Source organism: Vibrio sp. R78045, from assembly GCF_042466085.1.
Lineage (GTDB): Bacteria > Pseudomonadota > Gammaproteobacteria > Enterobacterales > Vibrionaceae > Vibrio > Vibrio cyclitrophicus.
In genome coordinates this window covers 1,370,205-1,391,125 of record NZ_JAXHBS010000018.1, presented here as the reverse complement: position 1 = coordinate 1,391,125, position 20,921 = coordinate 1,370,205, and the positions used below count along the sequence as shown (strand labels likewise).

Annotated in this window: 19 protein-coding genes and 1 other RNA gene; 16 read left to right on the top strand and 4 right to left on the bottom strand. The window is 45.5% G+C overall.

From position 1 onward, the window contains the following. Positions 1 to 36 precede the first annotated feature (36 nt). Both sspA and sspB read left to right on the top strand, forming a co-directional pair. Positions 37 to 672, top strand: a complete 636-nt coding sequence (sspA, locus tag SJY39_RS27980; protein ID WP_010434700.1) for a stringent starvation protein SspA — start codon at positions 37 to 39, stop codon at positions 670 to 672. 5 nt (positions 673 to 677) lie between these two features. Beyond that, a complete protein-coding gene (gene sspB / locus SJY39_RS27975) occupies positions 678 to 1,175 on the top strand; it encodes a ClpXP protease specificity-enhancing factor (protein WP_010434702.1) in 498 nt (165 codons plus the stop codon). 179 nt (positions 1,176 to 1,354) lie between these two features. Here the strand turns inward: sspB and SJY39_RS27970 are convergent, their stop codons facing one another. From SJY39_RS27970 to SJY39_RS27955, 4 genes are read right to left on the bottom strand one after another with little or no spacing between them, the layout of a single operon-like run. Continuing rightward, entirely contained in the window at positions 1,355 to 1,963 is a 609-nt protein-coding gene (locus SJY39_RS27970; RefSeq protein WP_010434703.1) for a BON domain-containing protein, read from the bottom strand. 16 nt (positions 1,964 to 1,979) lie between these two features. Next, the gene (locus SJY39_RS27965; RefSeq protein ID WP_010434705.1) at positions 1,980 to 2,570 is read right to left on the bottom strand and encodes a phosphoheptose isomerase; all 591 of its coding nucleotides are present in this window, start codon (positions 2,568 to 2,570) and stop codon (positions 1,980 to 1,982) included. A 2-nt stretch (positions 2,571 to 2,572) separates the two neighbouring features. Beyond that, complete coding sequence (locus SJY39_RS27960) at positions 2,573 to 2,971, bottom strand: YraN family protein (protein ID WP_010434707.1); 399 nt, start codon at positions 2,969 to 2,971, stop codon at positions 2,573 to 2,575. Continuing rightward, complete coding sequence (locus tag SJY39_RS27955) at positions 2,958 to 4,775, bottom strand: penicillin-binding protein activator (protein WP_016783970.1); 1,818 nt, start codon at positions 4,773 to 4,775, stop codon at positions 2,958 to 2,960. The genes SJY39_RS27960 and SJY39_RS27955 overlap by 14 nt, the downstream gene beginning before the upstream one ends. Positions 4,776 to 4,836: 61 nt before the next feature. Between SJY39_RS27955 and rsmI the strand changes: the two genes are divergently transcribed. The 14 genes from rsmI to ftsA all read left to right on the top strand — a co-directional run bounded on the left by rsmI (position 4,837) and on the right by ftsA (position 20,901). Then, entirely contained in the window at positions 4,837 to 5,703 is an 867-nt protein-coding gene (rsmI, locus tag SJY39_RS27950) for a 16S rRNA (cytidine(1402)-2'-O)-methyltransferase (protein WP_010434711.1), read from the top strand. 176 nt (positions 5,704 to 5,879) lie between these two features. Then, an RNA gene (rnpB, locus tag SJY39_RS27945) (RNase P RNA component class A) lies at positions 5,880 to 6,319 on the top strand. A 228-nt stretch (positions 6,320 to 6,547) separates the two neighbouring features. Then, positions 6,548 to 7,498, top strand: a complete 951-nt coding sequence (rsmH, locus tag SJY39_RS27940) for a 16S rRNA (cytosine(1402)-N(4))-methyltransferase RsmH (protein ID WP_010434714.1) — start codon at positions 6,548 to 6,550, stop codon at positions 7,496 to 7,498. Between the two features lie 3 nt (positions 7,499 to 7,501). Next, positions 7,502 to 7,819 carry a cell division protein FtsL gene (gene ftsL, locus SJY39_RS27935; RefSeq protein WP_016793006.1) on the top strand — a complete coding sequence of 106 codons (318 nt, stop codon included), beginning with the start codon at positions 7,502 to 7,504 and terminating at the stop codon, positions 7,817 to 7,819. Continuing rightward, entirely contained in the window at positions 7,816 to 9,573 is a 1,758-nt protein-coding gene (locus tag SJY39_RS27930) for a peptidoglycan glycosyltransferase FtsI (protein ID WP_010434717.1), read from the top strand. The genes ftsL and SJY39_RS27930 overlap by 4 nt, the downstream gene beginning before the upstream one ends. Before the next feature lie 18 nt (positions 9,574 to 9,591). Further along, positions 9,592 to 11,079, top strand: coding sequence for a UDP-N-acetylmuramoyl-L-alanyl-D-glutamate--2,6-diaminopimelate ligase (gene murE / locus SJY39_RS27925; protein WP_016789749.1), 1,488 nt, complete (start codon positions 9,592 to 9,594; stop codon positions 11,077 to 11,079). Then, on the top strand, positions 11,076 to 12,449 hold the full coding sequence (gene murF / locus SJY39_RS27920) for a UDP-N-acetylmuramoyl-tripeptide--D-alanyl-D-alanine ligase (protein WP_016793007.1): 1,374 nt from the start codon (positions 11,076 to 11,078) through the stop codon (positions 12,447 to 12,449). Before murE ends, murF begins: the two co-directional genes overlap by 4 nt. Next, positions 12,446 to 13,528 carry a phospho-N-acetylmuramoyl-pentapeptide-transferase gene (gene mraY / locus SJY39_RS27915; protein ID WP_010434722.1) on the top strand — a complete coding sequence of 361 codons (1,083 nt, stop codon included), beginning with the start codon at positions 12,446 to 12,448 and terminating at the stop codon, positions 13,526 to 13,528. Before murF ends, mraY begins: the two co-directional genes overlap by 4 nt. Before the next feature lie 57 nt (positions 13,529 to 13,585). After that, positions 13,586 to 14,902 (top strand): UDP-N-acetylmuramoyl-L-alanine--D-glutamate ligase, encoded by a 1,317-nt coding sequence (murD, locus tag SJY39_RS27910; RefSeq protein WP_016791799.1) that lies wholly within the window; start codon positions 13,586 to 13,588, stop codon positions 14,900 to 14,902. 22 nt (positions 14,903 to 14,924) lie between these two features. Then, complete coding sequence (ftsW, locus tag SJY39_RS27905) at positions 14,925 to 16,121, top strand: cell division protein FtsW (RefSeq protein WP_016793008.1); 1,197 nt, start codon at positions 14,925 to 14,927, stop codon at positions 16,119 to 16,121. A 12-nt stretch (positions 16,122 to 16,133) separates the two neighbouring features. Beyond that, positions 16,134 to 17,195 (top strand): undecaprenyldiphospho-muramoylpentapeptide beta-N-acetylglucosaminyltransferase, encoded by a 1,062-nt coding sequence (gene murG, locus SJY39_RS27900; protein ID WP_372275590.1) that lies wholly within the window; start codon positions 16,134 to 16,136, stop codon positions 17,193 to 17,195. A 13-nt stretch (positions 17,196 to 17,208) separates the two neighbouring features. After that, on the top strand, positions 17,209 to 18,669 hold the full coding sequence (gene murC / locus SJY39_RS27895) for a UDP-N-acetylmuramate--L-alanine ligase (RefSeq protein ID WP_010434743.1): 1,461 nt from the start codon (positions 17,209 to 17,211) through the stop codon (positions 18,667 to 18,669). Between the two features lie 191 nt (positions 18,670 to 18,860). Continuing rightward, positions 18,861 to 19,640 carry a cell division protein FtsQ/DivIB gene (locus tag SJY39_RS27890; protein WP_010434745.1) on the top strand — a complete coding sequence of 260 codons (780 nt, stop codon included), beginning with the start codon at positions 18,861 to 18,863 and terminating at the stop codon, positions 19,638 to 19,640. Beyond that, the gene (gene ftsA, locus SJY39_RS27885; protein WP_010434747.1) at positions 19,633 to 20,901 is read left to right on the top strand and encodes a cell division protein FtsA; all 1,269 of its coding nucleotides are present in this window, start codon (positions 19,633 to 19,635) and stop codon (positions 20,899 to 20,901) included. Before SJY39_RS27890 ends, ftsA begins: the two co-directional genes overlap by 8 nt. The last annotated feature ends 20 nt before the right edge of the window (positions 20,902 to 20,921 follow it).

Genomic DNA, 20,921 nt, shown 5'->3' with positions numbered 1-20,921 from the left:
TCCATTGTTTTTATTTAAAGTGTACTGGAGGGCTCCATGGCTGTAGCTGCCAATAAACGTTCTGTGATGACTCTTTTCTCAAGTGCTTCTGATATGTATAGCCATCAGGTGCGCATTGTTCTTGCTGAAAAAGGCGTAAGTGTTGAAGTTGAGTTGGTTGATGAAAAAAATCTACCAGCAGAGCTTGTTGAACTGAACCCGTACAAATCAGTACCTACCCTTATTGATCGTGAGCTTGCTTTATATGACTCAAAGATCATTATGGAATATCTTGATGAGCGTTTCCCTCATCCACCATTGATGCCTGTATACCCGGTTGCTCGTGGTAATAGCCGTCTAATGATGTACCGCATTGAGCGCAACTGGTATTCAGTTGCTGAGAAAATCGTTAAAGGCAACGCTGAAGAATCAGAAGCTGCTCGCGTTAAACTGCGCAATGACCTACTGACTCTTGCTCCTATCTTCGCTGAATATGAATACTTCATGAGCGAAGAGTTTAGCCTAATTGATTGTTACCTAGCTCCGCTGTTATGGCGTTTACCTGAGCTTGGTATCGAACTAATTGGTCCTGGTTCTAAAGAGCTTAAGATTTACATGAACCGCGTATTCGAACGTGATTCATTCCTAGCTTCTCTAACTGAAGCTGAGCGTGAGATGCGACTCGTTCGCTAAGCGTTATGGATATTTCTAATATGACCCCACGCCGACCATACATGCTTCGTGCATTTTATGAATGGCTGGTTGATAACGAATTAACGCCTCACTTGGTTGTTGAAGCAACATTACCCGGTGTGCGAGTTCCTGAAGAGTTTGTTCAAGATGGCCAGATCATTCTGAACATCGCGCCTCGTGCTGTTGGGCAACTTGAATTGGGTAACGAAGCAGTAACGTTTAGTGCTCGCTTTAGTGGCCGTCCACATTCTGTGATCGTTCCGCTTTACGCAGTACAAGCGATTTATGCTCGTGAAAATGGTGCTGGTACCATGTTTGAACCTGAAGAGGCATACATGGAAGCGTTTGAAGAAGGGATCGAAGAAAGTCCTTTTGAAGAACCAGAAAAAGGCCCATCTTTGAGCGTAGCAACGGCAGACGAAGACGCTGAAGAAGAGCCTGACTCAGATCCTGAGCCTCCTCGTCCTGCGAAAGGTCGCCCAAGCCTTCGCGTTATCAAATAACGTTAGTAAAATAACAACCAAATAAAAAAGCAGCGATCTATCGCTGCTTTTTCTTTTTTTGCTTTCTTATTCTGTCTTCAGTCAGTTACTGCCCAGCTTTTTGAACGGGCTACTGAGCATCTGCATTATCCAGTATTGAGCATCTGCATTATCCAGTATTGAGCATATAGATTGATTCGTTAATTAACCGAAGTCTCTTCTTCTTCACCATATTCAAACGCTCGAATTACCTGCTTCACACCAGATATATTACGTGCAACTTCTGTTGCGATATCAGCGTGTTCTCGAGAAACCAATCCAAGCAAAAATACTTCTGAATCTTCAGTGATGACTTTTACTTTAATGCCGTTAAGCTCAGCATTGGCAAGTAGTGCAGACTTCACCTTGGTGGTAATCCAACTGTCTTTGCTAATAGCGCTAACAGATAGTGGTTCTTTAACTCGAACTTGATTGTGAATGCTCTTTACACCGGTAACATCCTTGGCTTGGTTTTCAAAAGCACGACGTTCAGAGTCTGTCATGGCTTGTCCCATCAGCACGACAGAACCTCGGTAAGAGCTGGCAGTGACACGAACATTGCCACGAAATGGTTGTTTATTGGTTATCGCCGCAACTTCAAATTCGATGTTGTTATCGTTCCAAATTTCTTTGGTGGTTCGCGTATCCGTGACTAGGTTTGCTGTGGTTGCCGCACCAGCAATGAAAATGCCAGCACAACCAGATAGGGACAGTGTAAGTAGCGAAACACTAATCAGCTTGAACAGCTTCATAGAGGTTAATGATTTCATTGTGATGCTCCGTATATCACTCTTCGTGAGCAGGGAAGAGTACTTGGTCGATTAGGTCACATAGGCAGTGTAGTGTCACCATGTGTACTTCATGAATGCGCGCTGTGCGGTGTGAAGGGATACGAATTTCAACATCGTGCTCACCAAGTAAGCCTGCCATTTCACCACCATCTTTACCAGTAAAGGCAATGATTGTCATGTCGCGTGTTACCGCAGCTTCCATCGCTTTGATGATGTTCTTGCTGTTACCGCTAGTCGAGATAGCCAGTAAGATGTCACCTGTTTGACCAAATGCTCGTACCTGCTTAGAGAAGATTTCTTCATAGTGATAGTCGTTTGCCACTGCAGTTAGCGTGGTGTTATCAGCCATGAGTGCCATCGCCGGAAGGCTAGGGCGTTCTGTTTCAAAGCGGTTGAGTAAGCATGATACAAATTGCTGAGCATTCGACGCCGAACCACCATTACCACAACAAAGAATTTTGTTTCCGTTGAGCAGGGTAGCAACCATAGCTTGAGCGGCATGCGTGATTGCGTCTGGCAGTGCTTCTGCAGCCGCAATTTGGATTTGAATACTTTCTGTAAAACTTTCTTTAATGCTGTCTAGCATGTTTATCCTTGGGTAATTGCGTTTTGAATCCAGTCGATATGTTCATTCGGCCCTTCAATGGCAACAATATCAAACCTGAAATCCGTAGAATGCACTGACAAGCCTTGCTGCATAAGCCAAACATTGGCTGTTTTGAGCAGCTTCTGTGACTTCTTTGCTGTTACCATTTCAGCGGCATGTCCGTAACGGGTTTGCTTACGGTATTTTACTTCGGCAAACACTACGGTATTGTTATGGCGCATTATAAGATCAATCTCGCCACATTTAGCTATGAAGTTTTGTTGAATTAACGATAAACCGTGGCCAATTAAATAATTCTTCGCCACGGTCTCGTATTTATCACCCACTTGTTTGTGGGTGACGGTTGCTTTGGACAAAAACGTACGGCTAAAAAGCCCCATGCTCTGCCCAGCTGATTTCGCGTTGTACGACACAATTATTATCGATGGTTAACACACCGGTTTCACCCGGAATACTGTAACCTTGTACAGCTTTCATCTGTGGCAGTGCATCCATTAGGTAATAAGCATCCATTCCCAGAGCTTGCAAACGTTTTTGGCCGTTTGAATGTGCAGGCCATAAGTCGTTTAGCTCTTTGTTGAGCTCGTTCTTGTTCTCAACTAACAGTGGGATATCGCTGTAGAAAACACCGGTTAGGTCTTCATACTGTTTATCACCGCTGTTGCTGCGTGAATTTGAGAACAGTGCTGGTTGACTAGCATCTGGATTAATTGCGACTTCAATGAACGGTTTGATTAGCGTTAGCTCTGAGTTCTTAGCCACAATGTAGACAGAATCGATATCACGGCGACTGCGTGGTTCTGTTTCTAGGTCTAGGTTCAGTAACCCGTCCATTTGAGCGATACGCTGCTGGCTTTCTTGTAATCCGAAGACTTGGTTTACCGTGCGCTGCAGTTGACGTTTATCAGCGAAAAAACTCATCGCGACGTCGTTGCTACTGTATTTTTGCCACTCTTCCTTAAAAGCTTGCTCAACTCGATCACCCAAACGTCCTTTTGGCGCAAGGATTAGCGGGTACTTGTAACCTTGAGCAAAAAGGTGTTTCGCGGCCTGAGCGACTTCTTGTTCAGGCGATAGAGCGAGATAGCAAATATTGGTATCAGGTTCTAGTTGCGTTGGAATGTTCAGAGCTAAAGCTGGAATCGAGTTCTCGTGGTTTTTCTGTGCTTGCTGAAGCTTAGTGATGTTGCTCTTAATCAGCGGGCCAACGATGAAATCAACGTTGTTCTCTTCCAATGTCGCTTTGATTTCAGCAGCACTTTGCACGTTGGTATCCATAACGGTCAGCGTTGCATCTTCTTCGCGTTCTTTGTCGTTCATCATAGCAAAGATGAAGCCATCACGTACCAGTTGTGCTTGCTTACCATACTTACCCGTTAGCGGCAGCAACAGTGCTGTGCTAGTTGGCTTGCTGATCTCTAGTGCTAAAATATCGGTGATCGCTTGAGGTGTGTAAGTAGCCGCAGGGTGCTGAGGGTTCTCGGCTAACCAATCAGATAGAGTTTCCTGTAGGTTTGGAAGGTTCGAGTTGAGCGTCTTCATGTAGATAGCCAGTTGTAACCAACCTGAAAGCACATCTTCTGTCGGCGATGTTTTCAGTTCTAGAATCTCGTATTGAGAGTAGCTATTCAGATTCTGCCAAATACGGTCGGCAGTTTGCTGTTGAAGCTCGTCGTCAGTGTCTAGGTACTCTGAATAGAGCACTAACTCACGGCTTGCCTCGAAATACTCACTTTTCATCTCTGAGATGTTCGCGCGTAGCTCGTGATAATCTTTCCACTGTTCGTCAGGTAGCTTCCACCAAGGCTGAAAGTTCAGTTGGCTATAAGCTTGATCAGGCTGTGAGTTATTCACTAGCAGCTGAGCGCGAGCTAATTGCCATTCCGCTTGTTGAACTTCACTTAGTTCTTGTTTTGCTAAGCGTTTGATAAGCAGTGTTGCTTGATCGGTTTTTCCAGCTTGCACAGAAGATTTAAGCGCCATGATTAACCAGTCGTTTTGTAGACTTCCTTTACTACTATCCGCCTGCATCATGTAACTTTCAGTTGATTGCGCTGGATCTAGTGTAATATCAACGCTCGTTGGTGCTTGAGGACCTGAAGAACAAGCCGCCAATGTAATTGCTAATGCAATTGGAGTTAGTAAGCGTGGTACACTGAGTCTCTTATGGTTCATCGTTGCCATGAGTTCTTTAAATTCCGTATAAATTTGTATCTATATTAATCGTTGAAGTGATGGTAAACAAATGACAGATAACAAAACCTTGCTCACAGAGAGCCCAACTCTCTACATTGTGCCAACTCCAATCGGAAATTTGGGAGATATCACTCAAAGAGCAATTGAAATTTTATCAAGTGTCGATGTTATTGCAGCCGAAGACACACGCCACACGGGTAAGCTGCTTGCTCACTTCAATATATCAACCAGAACGTTCGCTTTACATGATCATAATGAACAAACTAAAGCACAAGTTCTAGTCGAAAGGTTATTAGAAGGTCAGTCTATCGCATTAGTCTCTGATGCGGGTACTCCTTTAATCAGTGACCCAGGTTACCATCTTGTCTCACAATGTCGTCAAGCGGGTGTGAGAGTTGTGCCACTTCCTGGTGCTTGTGCAGTGATTACTGCGTTAAGTGCTTCTGGTCTACCGTCGGATCGCTTCAGCTTTGAAGGCTTCTTGCCACCAAAGAGTAAGGGTCGCAAAGATAAGTTCTTAGAGATCGCAAAAGCAGAACGCACGTGTATCTTCTATGAATCACCGCACCGTATTACGGATTCTCTGCAGGATATGCTAGATATTCTAGGACCTGACCGTGAAGTTGTATTGGCGCGTGAGCTAACCAAAACCTTCGAAACCATCCAAGGGCTGCCACTTGGTGAGCTGATTGAGTGGATTGAAGAAGACGCTAACCGCAAACGTGGTGAGATGGTGCTGCTGATTCATGGTCACCGTGAAGAAGCGACCACAGAATTACCAGACGAAGCGACTCGCACGCTAGGTATTCTAACCAAAGAGCTACCCCTTAAAAAAGCGGCGGCGATGACGGCAGAAATCTACAATCTGAAAAAGAACGCTTTATATAAATGGGGCCTAGAGTATCTAGACAACTAGATACCTCTTTAAAGAGTCGCTAACCTGTATTGAAAAGCTTGTGAGGAATGATGGTATTGCCGTCATTCCTCTTTTTTTGTCTGGATTGTGTGAAATTCACGCAGTTGCTTAGAGGTTTGCACCATATTTGTGATCTCGCTAGACACTGCACACGAATCTCTATACAATCCGCCTTCGGAGTTGAACGGGTAATCGCTGCTTTGCTGATGTCCTTCGGGAGACTGACGTTGAGGTCCTTCGGGAAACTGACGTTGAAGTCCTTCGGGAGACTGGTAGAGGGGAGGAACGTCCGGGCTCCATAGAGCAGGGTGCCAGATAACGTCTGGGGGGCGCGAGCCCACGACAAGTGCAGCAGAGAGAAGACCGCCGATGGCCTCATTTCTTCGGAAGAGGCACAGGTAAGGCTGAAAGGGTGCGGTAAGAGCGCACCGTGCGACTGGCAACAGTTCGTAGCAAGGTAAACTCCACCCGGAGCAAGATCAAATAGGCCCTCGCATTGCGCTGCTCGCGTATGGGGGCGGGTAGATTGCTTGAGCCTGTGAGCGATTGCAGGCCTAGACGAATGGTTACCGCCGCGCAAGCGGAACAGAACCCGGCGTATGTGTCAACTCCACCTATATAAAGAACCCATCATTACTTAACCGTAGTGATGGGTTTTTTGCTTTATATTGACGTAAATTATTTAGATTTCCTTAAAATCTTTCACCCTGATATAAGCTTGGGTCAAAAATTCCAAATGCCTATACACAATATGGTGGAGATACAGCGTGAAATCAGTACACTAAAACGTTAATAGAACAAATTATTGCCGAACTAATGGCTCAATCCACTCACTGAGAAGACTATGACAGAAGCATTCAAACATATTTCAGTATTGCTTAACGAATCTATTGACGGACTTGCGATCAAACCTGACGGTACCTACATCGATGGTACTTTTGGCCGTGGTGGGCACAGCCGTACAATCCTGTCTAAACTGGGCGAGAATGGAAGACTCTTTAGTATCGACCGCGATCCACAAGCAATTGCTGAAGCTCAGAAGATTGATGACCCCCGTTTTACGATTATTCACGGCCCATTCTCAGGTATGGCTGAATATGCAGAGCGTTATGACTTAGTGGGTAAAGTGGATGGTGTTTTACTGGATTTAGGTGTGTCTTCACCACAGCTAGATGATGCTGAACGTGGCTTTAGCTTCATGAAAGACGGCCCGCTAGACATGCGTATGGATCCAACGACGGGTATTCCGGTTTCTCAGTGGCTAGTTGATGCGGATCTTGATGACATCACATGGGTTATCCGTGAGTTCGGTGAAGATAAACACGCTCGTCGTATCGCGAAGGGCATCATTGCTTATCAAGAGAACGAAGAGAACGAACCGTTAACACGTACTGGCCAATTGGCTAAGCTTATCTCTGATGTCGCTCCAAAGAACTTTAAAGAGAAAAAGCACCCAGCGACACGTGCTTTCCAAGCATTTCGTATCTACATTAATAGTGAACTTGAAGAGATCGATACCGCACTGAAAGGCGCTGCAAGTATTCTTGCTCCCCAAGGTCGTATCTCTGTTATCAGTTTTCACTCTCTTGAAGACCGTATGGTGAAGCGCTTCATCCGTAAAGAGAGTCAAGGCCCTCAGGTACCTCATGGTTTACCATTAACAGAAGATCAAATTAAAGCTTTAGGCAGTGCCGATCTAAAACCAATTGGTAAAGCGATCAAGCCTTCTAAAGGTGAAGTGGATGAAAATACTCGTTCACGCAGCTCAGTACTACGAATCGCAGAAAAGCTGTAGTCAATGAAGACCTCCAAGCCTAACTTAGCCAAGATAATATTTTTTGATTTGATCTCCGTGGGTAAGGTCCCATTGGTGGTTCTTATCTGTATCTTTGCGAGTGCGATGGGGGTCGTTCTTACGACACATATGTCACGTCAGGCGATTACGCAAAAAGACATGGCATTAGTCGAACGAGAGCAGCTAGATGATGAGTGGCGAAATTTAATGCTTGAAGAGACAGCTTTGGCTGAACACAGTCGCGTTCAAGCATCGGCAAAACGAGAGTTAGACATGAAACGTCCAGACTCTGATAAAGAAGTTGTGATCACACTGAAATGACCGGTAAAAAGGAAAAATCACCCGCGAAAACCGTTAATAAATCAACGAAAAAGCGTGTGAAGAGCGAAAAGGATTCGGATCCAGTTCTGATAAAATGGCGTTTTAACGTCGTTATTGCTTTCGTGTTTCTTGCCTTTGCTGCACTTGTTGGTCGTGTGGCTTATATACAAATCATTGAACCAGATAACTTAATTCGTCAGGGCGACCTTCGTTCGGTGCGTGTTAAGGCTATTCCTTCTGCTCGTGGTATTATTTCTGATCGCAATGGTGAGCCACTTGCTGTCAGTGTTCCTGTTGAAGCGGTATGGGCTGACCCGAAAACCATTTTCGATAAAAATGGTATGGCTCAAATTGATCGTTGGTATGCGTTAGCTGATGTACTTGGCCTAGAACGACAACCGATGATCGATAAGATCTCTAGTAACAAATCCCGCCGATTTATTTATCTTCAGAGACAAGTTAGCCCTGCGATGGCTAAATATATCCGCGATCTTAAACTCGTGGGTGTGGGGCTTAAAGCTGAATCTCGTCGTTACTACCCTGCAGGTGAAATCAGTGCTCATCTTATTGGTGTAACCGGTATCGATGGTCATGGTCTTGAAGGTGTAGAACGCAGTTATGATCAGTGGCTCACTGGTGAAGCGGGTAAACGTACCATTCGTAAAGATCGCTATGGACGCGTTGTCGAAAATATTGCCTTAGAAGAGCGTGAAGAAGGCAAGCCATTAGAATTAACCATCGACCAACGATTACAGGCCATTGCTTATCGAGCGATCAAGCAAGCGGTGGCCGATCATAAGGCGACTTCAGGCTCTGCGGTACTGCTCGATGTAAAAACAGGTGCCGTGTTAGCCATGGTCAATGCGCCATCTTACAACCCGAATAACCGTGCTGACCTACAAAGCTTTAAGATGCGAAACCGCGTATTAACCGACGCCATGGAACCTGGCTCTACCGTGAAACCTTTTGTGGTTTTAGCGGCGCTAGAGAACGGCACCGCAGACCCAGATGTCGTTATTGATACTGGCAACGGTATTATGCAGATCGGTGGTAGTCGTGTGCGAGATTCGTCTAAAGTGGGTAAGGCTGACTTAGCGTTGATCCTCAAAAAGTCGAGTAACATAGGTGTTGCGAAATTAGCGCTTAATATGCCACTCGAAGCCTTGCTTGGTATGTACAGCTCGGTTGGTCTAGGTGAGATGTCTGGGCTGAATTTGGTTGGTGAAACGAGCGGTATTTTCCCGAATCGCCGTCGCTGGTCAAAGTTTGAGATTGCGACCTTAGCGTTTGGTTATGGTTTGTCTGTTACACCGATGCAGTTAGCACATGCTTATGCGACGCTAGCCAACAAAGGCTTATATGAGCCAATTCATATTATTAAGAGCAACGACCAAGATTTTTCTAAGCAGATTATCAAGCGAGAAAACGCTGAACTGGTTTTGAACATGCTCGAAGGGGTGACTCAAAAAGGTGGAACGGCGACAAGAGCCGCCGTTCCGGGTTACCGCGTTGCAGCCAAAACGGGTACATCTCGTAAGGCAGAGGCTGGCGGATACAGTGATGAATACATTGCGATCACTGCAGGCTTTGCCCCAGTAAGTGACCCAAGAGTTGCGTTGGTTGTTGTAGTCAATGAGCCTCAAGGTGACCTTTACTATGGTGGCTCAGTCGCAGCCCCTGTATTTTCTGAGATCATGAAGGGTGCACTACAAATCATGAATGTCCCGGCTGATGAAAATAAGTTTCAAGAATAGAGTTAATCAGGATTCAATATGAGTAATAGCCTCACGCTGTCATCTTTACTTTCTCCTTGGGGGGACTTTGATTCAACAGAACTAGAGTCGATTGCTGTTGAGCAATTGGAGTTGGATAGTCGTGCCATCAAGAAAGGTGATATTTTCGTCGCCATTGTTGGACATGCCGTTGATGGTCGCCGTTTTATCGACAAAGCGGTCGCTCAAGGAGCTAAAGCCGTCATTGCACAGGCTGGTGATGACAAAGCTCATGGCTTGGTTGAGTGGTTAAATGCAGTTCCTGTTGTTTATGTAGCGGAGCTAAATTCAATTCTCTCTGAACTGGCTGGTCGAGTTTATTCTTCTCAAGCGACCAAACTGATTGGTGTTACTGGCACCAATGGCAAAACCACCATCACTCAATTGATTGCTCAATGGCTTGATCTCGTTGGTCAACGCTCTGCGGTAATGGGCACCACAGGTAATGGTTTCCTAGATAATCTAAAAACAGCGGCTAACACCACAGGCAGCGCGATTGAAATACAGCGCACGCTGAGTGAGTTGGCTGAAGAAAAAGCCGTTTATACTGCGATGGAGATCTCTTCTCATGGTTTGGTGCAAGGTCGAGTAAAGGCTTTGGACTTTGAAGTTGGTGTCTTTACTAACTTGAGTCGTGATCATCTTGATTACCATGGCACCATGGAAGAGTACGCTCTGGCGAAGAAGAGCTTGTTTACTCAACACAAATGCAAGCATGCCGTCATTAATGTGGATGACGAAGTGGGTAAGGCTTGGATGATAGATTTATCCAAGGCCATTGCTGTTTCACTATCACCGCTAGCGGGTTATCAACAATCGGTATGGGCGTCTGATGTCGCTTATGCAGAAACTGGTATTCAGATGTCTTTCGATGGTAACTGGGGACAAGGCGATCTTTCGGTTCCTTTAATTGGTCAGTTTAACGCATCAAATGTATTGGTTGCTTTCGCGACTCTGCTTTCATTGGGCATCGATAAGAAAATATTAGTCGATACTGCACCTCAGCTTCAGCCTGTTATTGGTCGTATGGAACTGTTCCAAGTGCCGAGCAAAGCTAAAGTAGTTGTTGATTACGCTCATACACCAGACGCGTTAGAGAAAGCTCTGGCAGCATTGCGCGTGCACTGCTCGGGAAAATTGTGGGCTATCTTTGGTTGCGGTGGAGATCGTGACACAGGGAAACGCCCGATGATGGCAGCGACCGCAGAGCAGTTTGCCGATAAAATTATTATTTCAGATGACAACCCTCGCAGCGAAGATCCGGTTTTGATTGTCAAAGATATGCTTGCTGGTTTAAGTGAGCCGGAATCGGCGTTCGTCGAGCACGATCGCTACCAAGCGGTTAAGTTTGCACTTGAGCAGGCAGACAGCAATGACATTATTCTTTTGGCTGGTAAAGGCCATGAGGATTACCAAGTATTGAAAGACAATACGGTACATTACTCAGACCGAGAGTCTGCGCTTCAACTTTTAGGTATTTCATCATGATTGATGTATCACTCGAACAAATTTGTTCAGTAGTCAGCGGCGAGTTGATTGAGGCTGTCAACTCCAGTCATAACGTAATTAATGCCGTTTCTACGGATACTCGCACCGTTGAAGAGGGCGCATTGTTTGTTGCTCTCGTCGGAGAACGTTTTGATGCGCATGACTTTTGTCATCAAGCCGTTGAGGCGAATGCGAGTGCGTTGTTAGTCGAACGAAAACTTGACTTAAATATTACTCAAGTTGTTGTTGAAGACACTAAACTTGCTTTAGGTCAGTTAAGTGCTTGGATCCATAAACAATGTGACGTGCCAACCATGGCGATTACTGGCAGTTGTGGCAAGACGACCGTCAAAGAGATGGTGGCGAGCATTCTGCAACAACGTGGCAAGGTGCTGTTTACGGCAGGTAACTTCAATAATGATATTGGTGTGCCTTTGACTTTGCTACGTAGTGAACCAAGCGATGACTATGCGGTGATCGAATTAGGCGCTAACCATATCGGTGAAATCGCCTACACTACCCAGCTTGTGAAACCACAGGTTGCCTTGGTAAATAATGTGGCAGCGGCGCACCTAGAAGGATTTGGCTCAATTGATGGTGTGAAGCAAGCAAAAGGTGAAATTTTTCAGGGGCTTGCAGCTGGTGACACTGCTATTGTTAGTTTAGAGAGTAACGGTGGCGAATTTTGGAGTGAAGTTCTCGCAGATAAAGCGGTTCTGACCTTTTCAGAAAGTGATGATACAGCGGATTACTTTGCCAAAAATATTCGTATCAACGAGCAAGGTGAAGCGTGCTTTGATATGCAGACACCAAAAGGTTCTGTGCCCGTTGAACTTGGCATTATCGGCCAGCATAACGTAGCGAATGCCTTAGCAGCAGCAGCGTTGAGCATTCAGTTTGGCGCAACGCTCGATGAAATAAAAAATGGTTTAGCGAATCTTATCTCAGTCAAAGGACGAGTTGAGGTTCAACAATTAAGTCAGAATATCAAGCTGATAGATGACAGTTATAACGCCAGCGTGCCTGCAATGAAGGCGGCAGCTAAATTGCTATCGAGCTTCAAAGGTCAACGTTGGTTGATTTTAGGCAATATGGCTGAATTAGGCGACGAAAGCCTTGCACTTCACCGTCAAGTCGGTGAATATGCTGCCCCATTCGCTTTTGAGCATGTACTCACTTACGGTAATGATACTAAGGTGATTAGTGAGGTCTGTAATGGTACTCACTTTGCAACGCATCAAGCGATGATCGCGCACATAGAGCAGCACTTATGCTTGCCAGAAAACGCGTCACATACCTTGTTGGTAAAAGGCGCAAACAGTGCAGGAATGAGTAAAATAGCCGCTGCTTTAAAGGAGAACTTTTCATGATAATTTGGCTTGCAGAGCTACTACAGCCACACTTTTCTTTTTTCCGTTTGTTCGAATACCTATCGTTTCGTGCAATCGCGAGTATTTTGACGGCATTATGTCTGTCACTGTGGATGGGACCTCGTTTAATTGAGCGTCTGCAAATGCTACAAATTGGCCAAGTTGTTCGTAATGACGGCCCTGAGTCTCACTTCAGTAAGCGTGGTACACCAACCATGGGTGGCGTGATGATCCTAGCTGCGATCATTATTACGGTATTAGTGTGGGCTGACCTTTCTAACCCTTACGTTTGGGCGGTATTGGTTGTTCTTGGCGGTTACGGTGCGGTTGGCTTTGTTGACGACTACCGTAAAGTCGTTCGTAAAAATACAGACGGCTTGATTGCTCGTTGGAAGTACTTCTGGCAATCGGCGATTGCATTGGTTGTCGCATTCGCTCTATACGCTCATGGTCACGATACTGCGGCAACACAATTGGTTGTTCCTTTCTTCAAAGATGTGATGCCACAGTTAGGCTTGTTCTACATAGTGCTGACGTACTTTGTTATTGTGGGTACCAGTAATGCGGTAAACCTAACGGACGGCCTAGACGGTTTGGCCATTATGCCAACGGTGATGGTTGCGGCTGGCTTTGCTGTGATTGCTTGGGCGACAGGTAACGTTAACTTCGCCGCGTACCTACACATTCCATACATCCCATACACCTCTGAGCTGGTTGTTGTATGTACTGCTATCGTGGGTGCAGGTCTCGGCTTTCTATGGTTTAACACCTACCCAGCACAAGTATTCATGGGCGATGTTGGTTCTCTAGCGCTTGGTGGTGCATTGGGTGTGATTGCTGTGTTAGTTCGCCAAGAATTGGTACTGGTTATCATGGGCGGTGTGTTTGTAATGGAGACCTTGTCAGTGATTCTGCAGGTAGGCTCTTACAAATTGCGTGGTCAGCGTATTTTCCGCATGGCACCGATTCATCACCACTACGAACTTAAAGGTTGGCCGGAGCCGCGTGTAATCGTGCGTTTTTGGATCATCTCAATGGTATTAGTATTGGTTGGCCTAGCGACACTGAAAGTTCGTTAATCCTATGTGAGCCTCAGATTAGAGGCTCTTTAAAACTATTAAGAGCATCTTGTTTAAATGGAACGTTGGCAAAATATTCAAAATGTAGTGGTTGTGGGGCTCGGTATTACCGGGCTCTCTGTCGTTAAACATCTCGTAAAATATCAACCTCACACACATGTGAAGGTGATTGATACTCGCGAGCTACCACCGGGCAGAGAATCTTTGCCTGAATCTGTGGAACTGCATTCTGGAAGTTGGAATAGCCAATGGTTAGCGGGAGCGGATTTAGTCGTTGCTAACCCGGGCATCGCCTTAGCGACCCCGGAAATACAAGATGTTATTCAAGCGGGTGTTCCGGTTGTTGGTGATATTGAACTGTTTGGCTGGGCGGTAAATAAACCCGTTGTGGCAATAACAGGTTCAAACGGCAAGAGCACGGTGACTGATCTTACAGGTGTACTGGCGAAAGCCGCAGGTCTCAATGTTGGTGTTGGTGGTAACATCGGTATTCCTGCCTTAGATCTTTTAGAGCTTGATGCCGACTTATATGTCCTTGAGCTTTCAAGCTTTCAGCTAGAGACAACATCCAGTTTAAACCTTGCAGCGGCGGCCTTTTTGAACTTGTCAGAAGATCATATGGATCGCTATCAAGGCATGGCCGATTACCGTGACGCCAAATTAAGAATTTTTTACAACGCTCAGTACGCGATTGTAAACCGCGAAGACAAAGAGACTTATCCTGACCACAGTATGCCATTAGTGACATTCGGACTCGACGACCAAGAGTTTGGTGTGGCGACGATTGATGGTACTGAATGGTTGGTGGATAGCAGCAAGCCAGTACTTCCTACTCAAGATTTAACATTGGTTGGACGTCACAATGTGGCAAATGCGCTAGTCTCGCTAGCACTGCTTAAACAAGTCGGTATTGATTACAGCAAAAGCCTTGAAGCTCTGAAGACCTACAACGGTTTAACGCATCGTTGCCAAGTGGTAGCTGATAAGCGTTCTATCAAGTGGGTTAACGACTCGAAAGCGACCAACGTAGCCAGTACATTGGCGGCTTTGTCGGGGCTAGAGTGCCAAGGTACTTTGTATCTTTTGGTTGGTGGTGTAGGTAAAGGTGCTGACTTTAGTGAGCTCAAGCCTGTGTTGGCGCAACTGGAGCGTGTTCAGCTGTGTTGCTTCGGTGAAGATGCTGCGCAATTTATGTCGTTGCATCAATCGGCTAAGACGTTTGAAACCATTAGTGACATTATCGAAAGCATCTCAACGCAGTTGGTGCCCGGTGATATGGTGATGCTGTCTCCAGCGTGTGCAAGCTTTGATCAATTTAATAACTTCATGGCGAGAGGTGATGCTTTCACTGAACTCGCTCATGAATACGCCTAACGTGTTGAAGGACTAACATTCAGTGCAAAGAGTGAAAGAGATCAATCAATCTATTTGGCAATGGCTTAATCGTGCCACACCAGAGGCGCTTTACGACCGTCAATTAGTATGGATTGCTCTTGGACTGATGCTGACAGGCTTGGTGATGGTAACGTCGGCTTCGTTTCCTATCAGCGCTCGTTTAACCGATCAGCCATTTCACTTTATGTTTCGCCACGCCATTTTCCTTGTGTTGGCGCTAGGTGTATCCAGCGTAATATTGCAGATCCCAATGAAGCGATGGTTTCAATACAGTATGTATCTGTTGGGTTTGTCCTTCTTTTTGCTAGTGGTGGTGCTGGCCGTTGGTAAGTCGGTTAATGGTGCATCACGCTGGATTCCACTTGGACTGTTTAACTTACAACCCGCAGAAGTCGCTAAGTTATCGCTGTTTATCTTTATGGCGGGCTATCTGGTTCGTAAACAAGACGAGGTCAGAAAAACGTTTTTCGGCGGTTTCGGTAAGCCAATCATGGTGTTTGGTGCCCTTGCTGTTTTGCTTCTCGGCCAGCCCGATTTAGGTACGGTTGTTGTAATGTTGGTGACCTTGTTTGGCATGCTGTTTATTGCAGGTGCTAAGCTTTCACAGTTTATTGCCTTGATGGTGGCGGGCATTGCCGCGGTCGTTGGATTAATTGTTATAGAACCCTATCGTGTTCGACGTGTGACCTCATTCTGGGAACCTTGGAATGACCCGTTTGGCAGTGGCTACCAATTAACTCAATCACTAATGGCATTTGGTCGTGGTGATTGGATGGGACAAGGTCTTGGTAATTCGGTTCAGAAGTTAGAGTATTTGCCTGAAGCACATACCGATTTTGTGTTTGCTGTATTGGCAGAAGAGTTAGGCTTTGTTGGTGTAACTCTCGTGCTGATTCTGATCTTTAGTTTGGTACTGAAAGCGATTTTAATTGGTAAGAAAGCATTCGAGAACGACCAGTTATTCAGCGGTTATCTTGCCTTTGGTATTGGTATTTGGTTTGCATTTCAGACGCTTGTTAACGTAGGTGCCGCTTCAGGTATCGTTCCAACCAAAGGTCTAACATTGCCATTGATCAGCTACGGTGGTTCAAGTCTTATCGTCATGTCAGTCGCGGTTTCAATGCTATTGCGCATTGATCACGAATGTCGAATACAACAAGAAGAACAAGCCGACAATCAAAACGAATTAGTAGAATAAGAATCCAACGTTATGAAACAAAACAAAAAACTTTTAGTGATGGCTGGTGGTACTGGTGGTCACGTTTTCCCTGGCTTAGCCGTGGCTAAAAAGCTTCAGCAACAAGGTTGGGAAATTCGCTGGTTAGGAACCGCGGATAGAATGGAAGCGGACTTAGTGCCAAAACATGGTATTGAGATCGACTTTATCAAAGTGAAAGGCCTGCGTGGTCAAGGCATTAGCAAGTTAATTAAAGCGCCATTCCAGATTATTAATGCCATACTTCAAGCAAGACATCACATCAAAGCATGGCAGCCAGATGTAGTGCTTGGAATGGGGGGGTACGTGAGTGGCCCCGGTGGTATCGCGGCATGGTTATCCGGTATTCCAGTAGTTCTGCATGAACAAAATGCAGTGGCGGGTTTAACTAATCAATGGCTATCTAAAATTGCCAAAAAAGTATTCCAAGCTTTCCCAGGTGCTTTCCCTACTGCTGATGTAGTGGGTAATCCAGTACGTGAAGATGTGGTTGCCTTAGCTGAACCCGAGCAACGCATGGCAGAGCGCGACGGTGATATTCTTATCCTAGTGATGGGCGGCAGTCAGGGCGCTAAAATTCTGAACGATACCTTGCCAGTGACCATGGCCCAGCTTGGTGAAGGTTTTACTGTGGTGCATCAAGCCGGTAAGAACAATCAACAGCAAGTGATTGAACAATACAAATCACACTCTGTAGATAATGTTCAAGTAACTGAATTTATTGATGATGTGGCGCAAGCTTATGAATGGGCAGATCTATTAGTTTGTCGTTCAGGTGCATTAACCGTATCTGAAGTGTCAGCTGCTGGTGTTGGTTCTATCTTTGTTCCGTTCATGCACAAAGACAGGCAGCAAGCGTTGAATGCCGACCATTTAGTTGAATGTGGCGCAGCATTAATGATTGAACAGCCACAACTGACGGCTGATAAGCTAGCGAACGCTATCGCTCAGCTTGATAGAAATGAATTAAAAATGATGGCAACAAAAGCTCGTCAAGCAGCCAAGCTTGATGCTGATGTGACCGTCGCTGAAGCAATTAAAGCTTTAGCAAAATAACGAGACTGAATTGATGACGATTGAACATACCCAAGACTTAGCGCAAATCCGTGCAATGGTGCCAGAAATGCGCCGTGTTAAATCTATCCACTTCATTGGTATTGGTGGTGCTGGAATGAGCGGGATTGCTGAAGTCTTGCTAAATGAAGGCTATCAGATCACGGGTTCTGATATTGCTCAAAACCCAGTGACTGATCGTTTAGTTAGCAAGGGGGCGACAGTTTACATTGGCCACCAAGCAAGTAACGTTGCTGATGCAAGTGTAGTGGTGGTTTCAACCGCTATCAACGAAGAAAATCCAGAGATTGTTGCTGCTCGTGAAGCGCGTACACCGATTGTTCGTCGTGCGGAAATGCTGGCTGAGCTGATGCGTTTTCGTCACGGTATTGCCGTGGCTGGTACGCACGGTAAAACAACGACCACAGCGCTAGTTACACAGATTTACTCGGAAGCAGGCCTCGATCCCACTTTCGTAAACGGTGGTTTGGTGAAAAGTGCAGGCACTAATGCTCGCTTAGGTTCAAGTCGTATCCTTATCGCTGAAGCTGATGAAAGTGATGCGTCATTTCTGCATCTGCAACCAATGGTTAGTATTGTGACTAACATTGAAGCGGATCATATGGATACCTATGGCGGTGATTTTGAAACGTTAAAGCAGACGTTTATTGATTTCTTACACAACCTGCCATTCTATGGTCAGGCTGTGATGTGTGTTGACGATCCTGTTGTACGTGAGCTTATTCCTCAGGTGAGTCGCCAAGTGATTACTTACGGTTTCTCAGAAGATGCTGATATCCGTATTGAAAATTACGTACAAGAAGGGCAACAAGGCAAGTTCACTGTGGTACGTGAAGGCAAAGCTAACCTTGATATTACATTGAACATTCCGGGCCGTCATAATGCGCTAAATGCATCAGCTGCAATTGCGGTTGCGACTGAAGATGACATCAGTGATGAAGCAATTCTAAAAGCGATGGCAGGAACGGAAGGCACAGGCCGTCGTTTCGATCACTTAGGTGAGTACGAAACCGGTAAAGGCGTTGCAATGTTGGTTGATGATTATGGTCATCACCCAACTGAAGTGGATGTTACTATCCAAGCTGCACGCAGCGGCTGGACTGACAAACGTCTTGTGATGATCTTCCAACCTCACCGTTATAGCCGTACTCGCGATCTGTATGATGACTTTGCTAACGTTCTTGAGCAGGTTGATGTTCTAATTTTATTAGATGTGTACTCGGCAGGTGAGAAACCTATTGCAGGTGCGGACGGGCGTTCGTTAAGTCGAACTATTCGTGGTCGTGGTAAGATAGATCCAATCTTTGTTGCTGATATCAACGCGCTGCCGTCGGCTCTTGCTAACGTAATTCAAGGTGGTGATCTTGTTTTAACGCAGGGTGCAGGTGATGTTGGCCGTGTAGCGAAGCAGCTTGAATCGTTACAATTAGACATTAATAAAATGCAGAACGCGTAACAGAATACCGTCTACAGACTGTGGTTGATCGCTCACTTCTTGCGATTGACCTAAAATTGACCAAAAATCTTATTATCAACGTTTGATAGTTTGATTTTGCTCAGTATAATTCATAGGTTAAAGTAAGTGCTTTTACCTCTATTACGAAGATAGGGAATAGAATTGCGAACCAACGACAGGGAATGCGGGCTTTGGTAGAAAGTACTTTTAGCGAAAACCGCCACCTATTCAGTTTACCGTCGCTCAAGAAACACGCCTTAGGCGGGTCTTTTTTTGTTGTGGTGCTGCTATTCATTGGGTTTCTTTTCTATACCACACTGACTTGGATGTGGGACGATCAGCGATTGCCTCTTTCCAAAATAGTACTTCAGGGCGACTTAACTTATGTAACGGCTGGTGATGTTCAGCATGCCTTTGGCGAGCTTGAGCATATTGGAACATTCATGTCACAGGACATTGGTGTGTTGCAAAACAGTTTAGAAGCATTGCCTTGGGTGTCTGTTGTCTCAATTCGTAAACAGTGGCCAGACACAATAAAAGTATTTTTGACTGAGTATCATGCAGCAGCAATCTGGAACGGTAACATGCTGCTTAATGACGATGGTCAGGTGTTTAATGGTGATATCGGCCTATTAAAGGGCGATCGAGTCAAGCTTTACGGCCCAGACGGCACCAGCCAAGAAGTGATAGAAAAATGGCGACAGATAACTCCTTTGATTAATAGTCTAGGGTTAACCGTTACCTCGCTCGTTCTCAATGAGCGTCGCGCGTGGCAAATAATCCTAGATAACGGTATCCGTTTAGAACTAGGTAAAGATTCTTTAGATGAGCGTGTTGAACGCTTCATTTCGCTTTACAACGAATTAGGTAGTAAGGCGAATCAAGTGAGCTACATCGACCTCAGGTATGATACGGGAGCCGCTGTAGGCTGGTTTCCAGAGCAAGAGTTAGAAGAGAGCACAGATGACTAAGACCGCAGATGACAACATAATCGTTGGTCTTGATATAGGCACTGCGACCATATCAGCTCTGGTTGGTGAAATATTGCCTGATGGTCAAATCAATATCATTGGATCAGGGCAAAGCCCATCTAGAGGTATGGATAAAGGTGGTGTAAACGACCTAGAGTCGGTAGTTAAGTCGGTTCAGCGAGCTATTGATCAAGCAGAGTTGATGGCGGAATGCCAAATCAGCAATGTGTTTATCTCGCTATCGGGCAAACATATCGCAAGCCGAATTGAAAAAGGCATGGGCACTATTTCAGATGAAGAAGTGTCTCAAGATGATATGGATCGAGCGATCCATACCGCGAAATCAATTAAAATAGGTGATGAGCAGAGAATTCTGCACGTGATCCCACAAGAATTTACCATTGATTATCAAGAAGGGATTAAGAACCCACTTGGCTTATCTGGTGTTCGAATGGAAGTCAGTGTTCACCTAATTTCTTGCCATAGCGACATGGCGAGAAACATTATTAAAGCTGTTGAACGATGTGGTCTTACAGTAGAACAGATCGTGTTTTCAGGACTTGCCTCAAGTAACGCGGTAATTACTGAAGACGAGAGAGAGCTTGGAGTGTGTGTGGTAGATATCGGTGCGGGTACAATGGATATTTCCATATGGACTGGCGGCGCGCTTCGACACACAGAAGTATTTTCCTACGCAGGAAATGCAGTAACCAGTGATATTGCCTTCGCTTTCGGCACGCCAGTGAGCGATGCTGAAGAGATAAAAGTAAACCATGGTTGCGCTCTGAGTGAACTCGTAAGCAAGGATGACTCTGTTAACGTCCCAAGTGTTGGTGGTCGCCCATCGAGAAGTTTGCAACGACAAACTTTGTCGGAAGTGATTGAACCACGTTACACTGAACTTATGGGGCTCGTTAACCAAACTATTGATACGGTTCAATTACAGCTACGCGATGAAGGTATTAAACACCACCTTGCAGCTGGCGTCGTTCTCACTGGTGGAGCGGCACAAATTGACGGATTGGTAGAGTGTGCGGAACGCGTTTTCCGCAATCAAGTTCGAGTTGGTAAGCCATTAGAAGTTAGTGGCTTAACTGACTATGTTAAAGAGCCGTATCATTCTACGGCGGTTGGTTTACTTCATTACGCAAGAGATTGTCAGATAAGTGATGAAGGTGATTACAGCGAACCTAAGCGTTCAGCACCTTCTATGTCAGGCTTGTTTGGCAAATTGCGTAATTGGATACAAAAAGAGTTTTAACCTGAGTTGCAGGAAAAAAC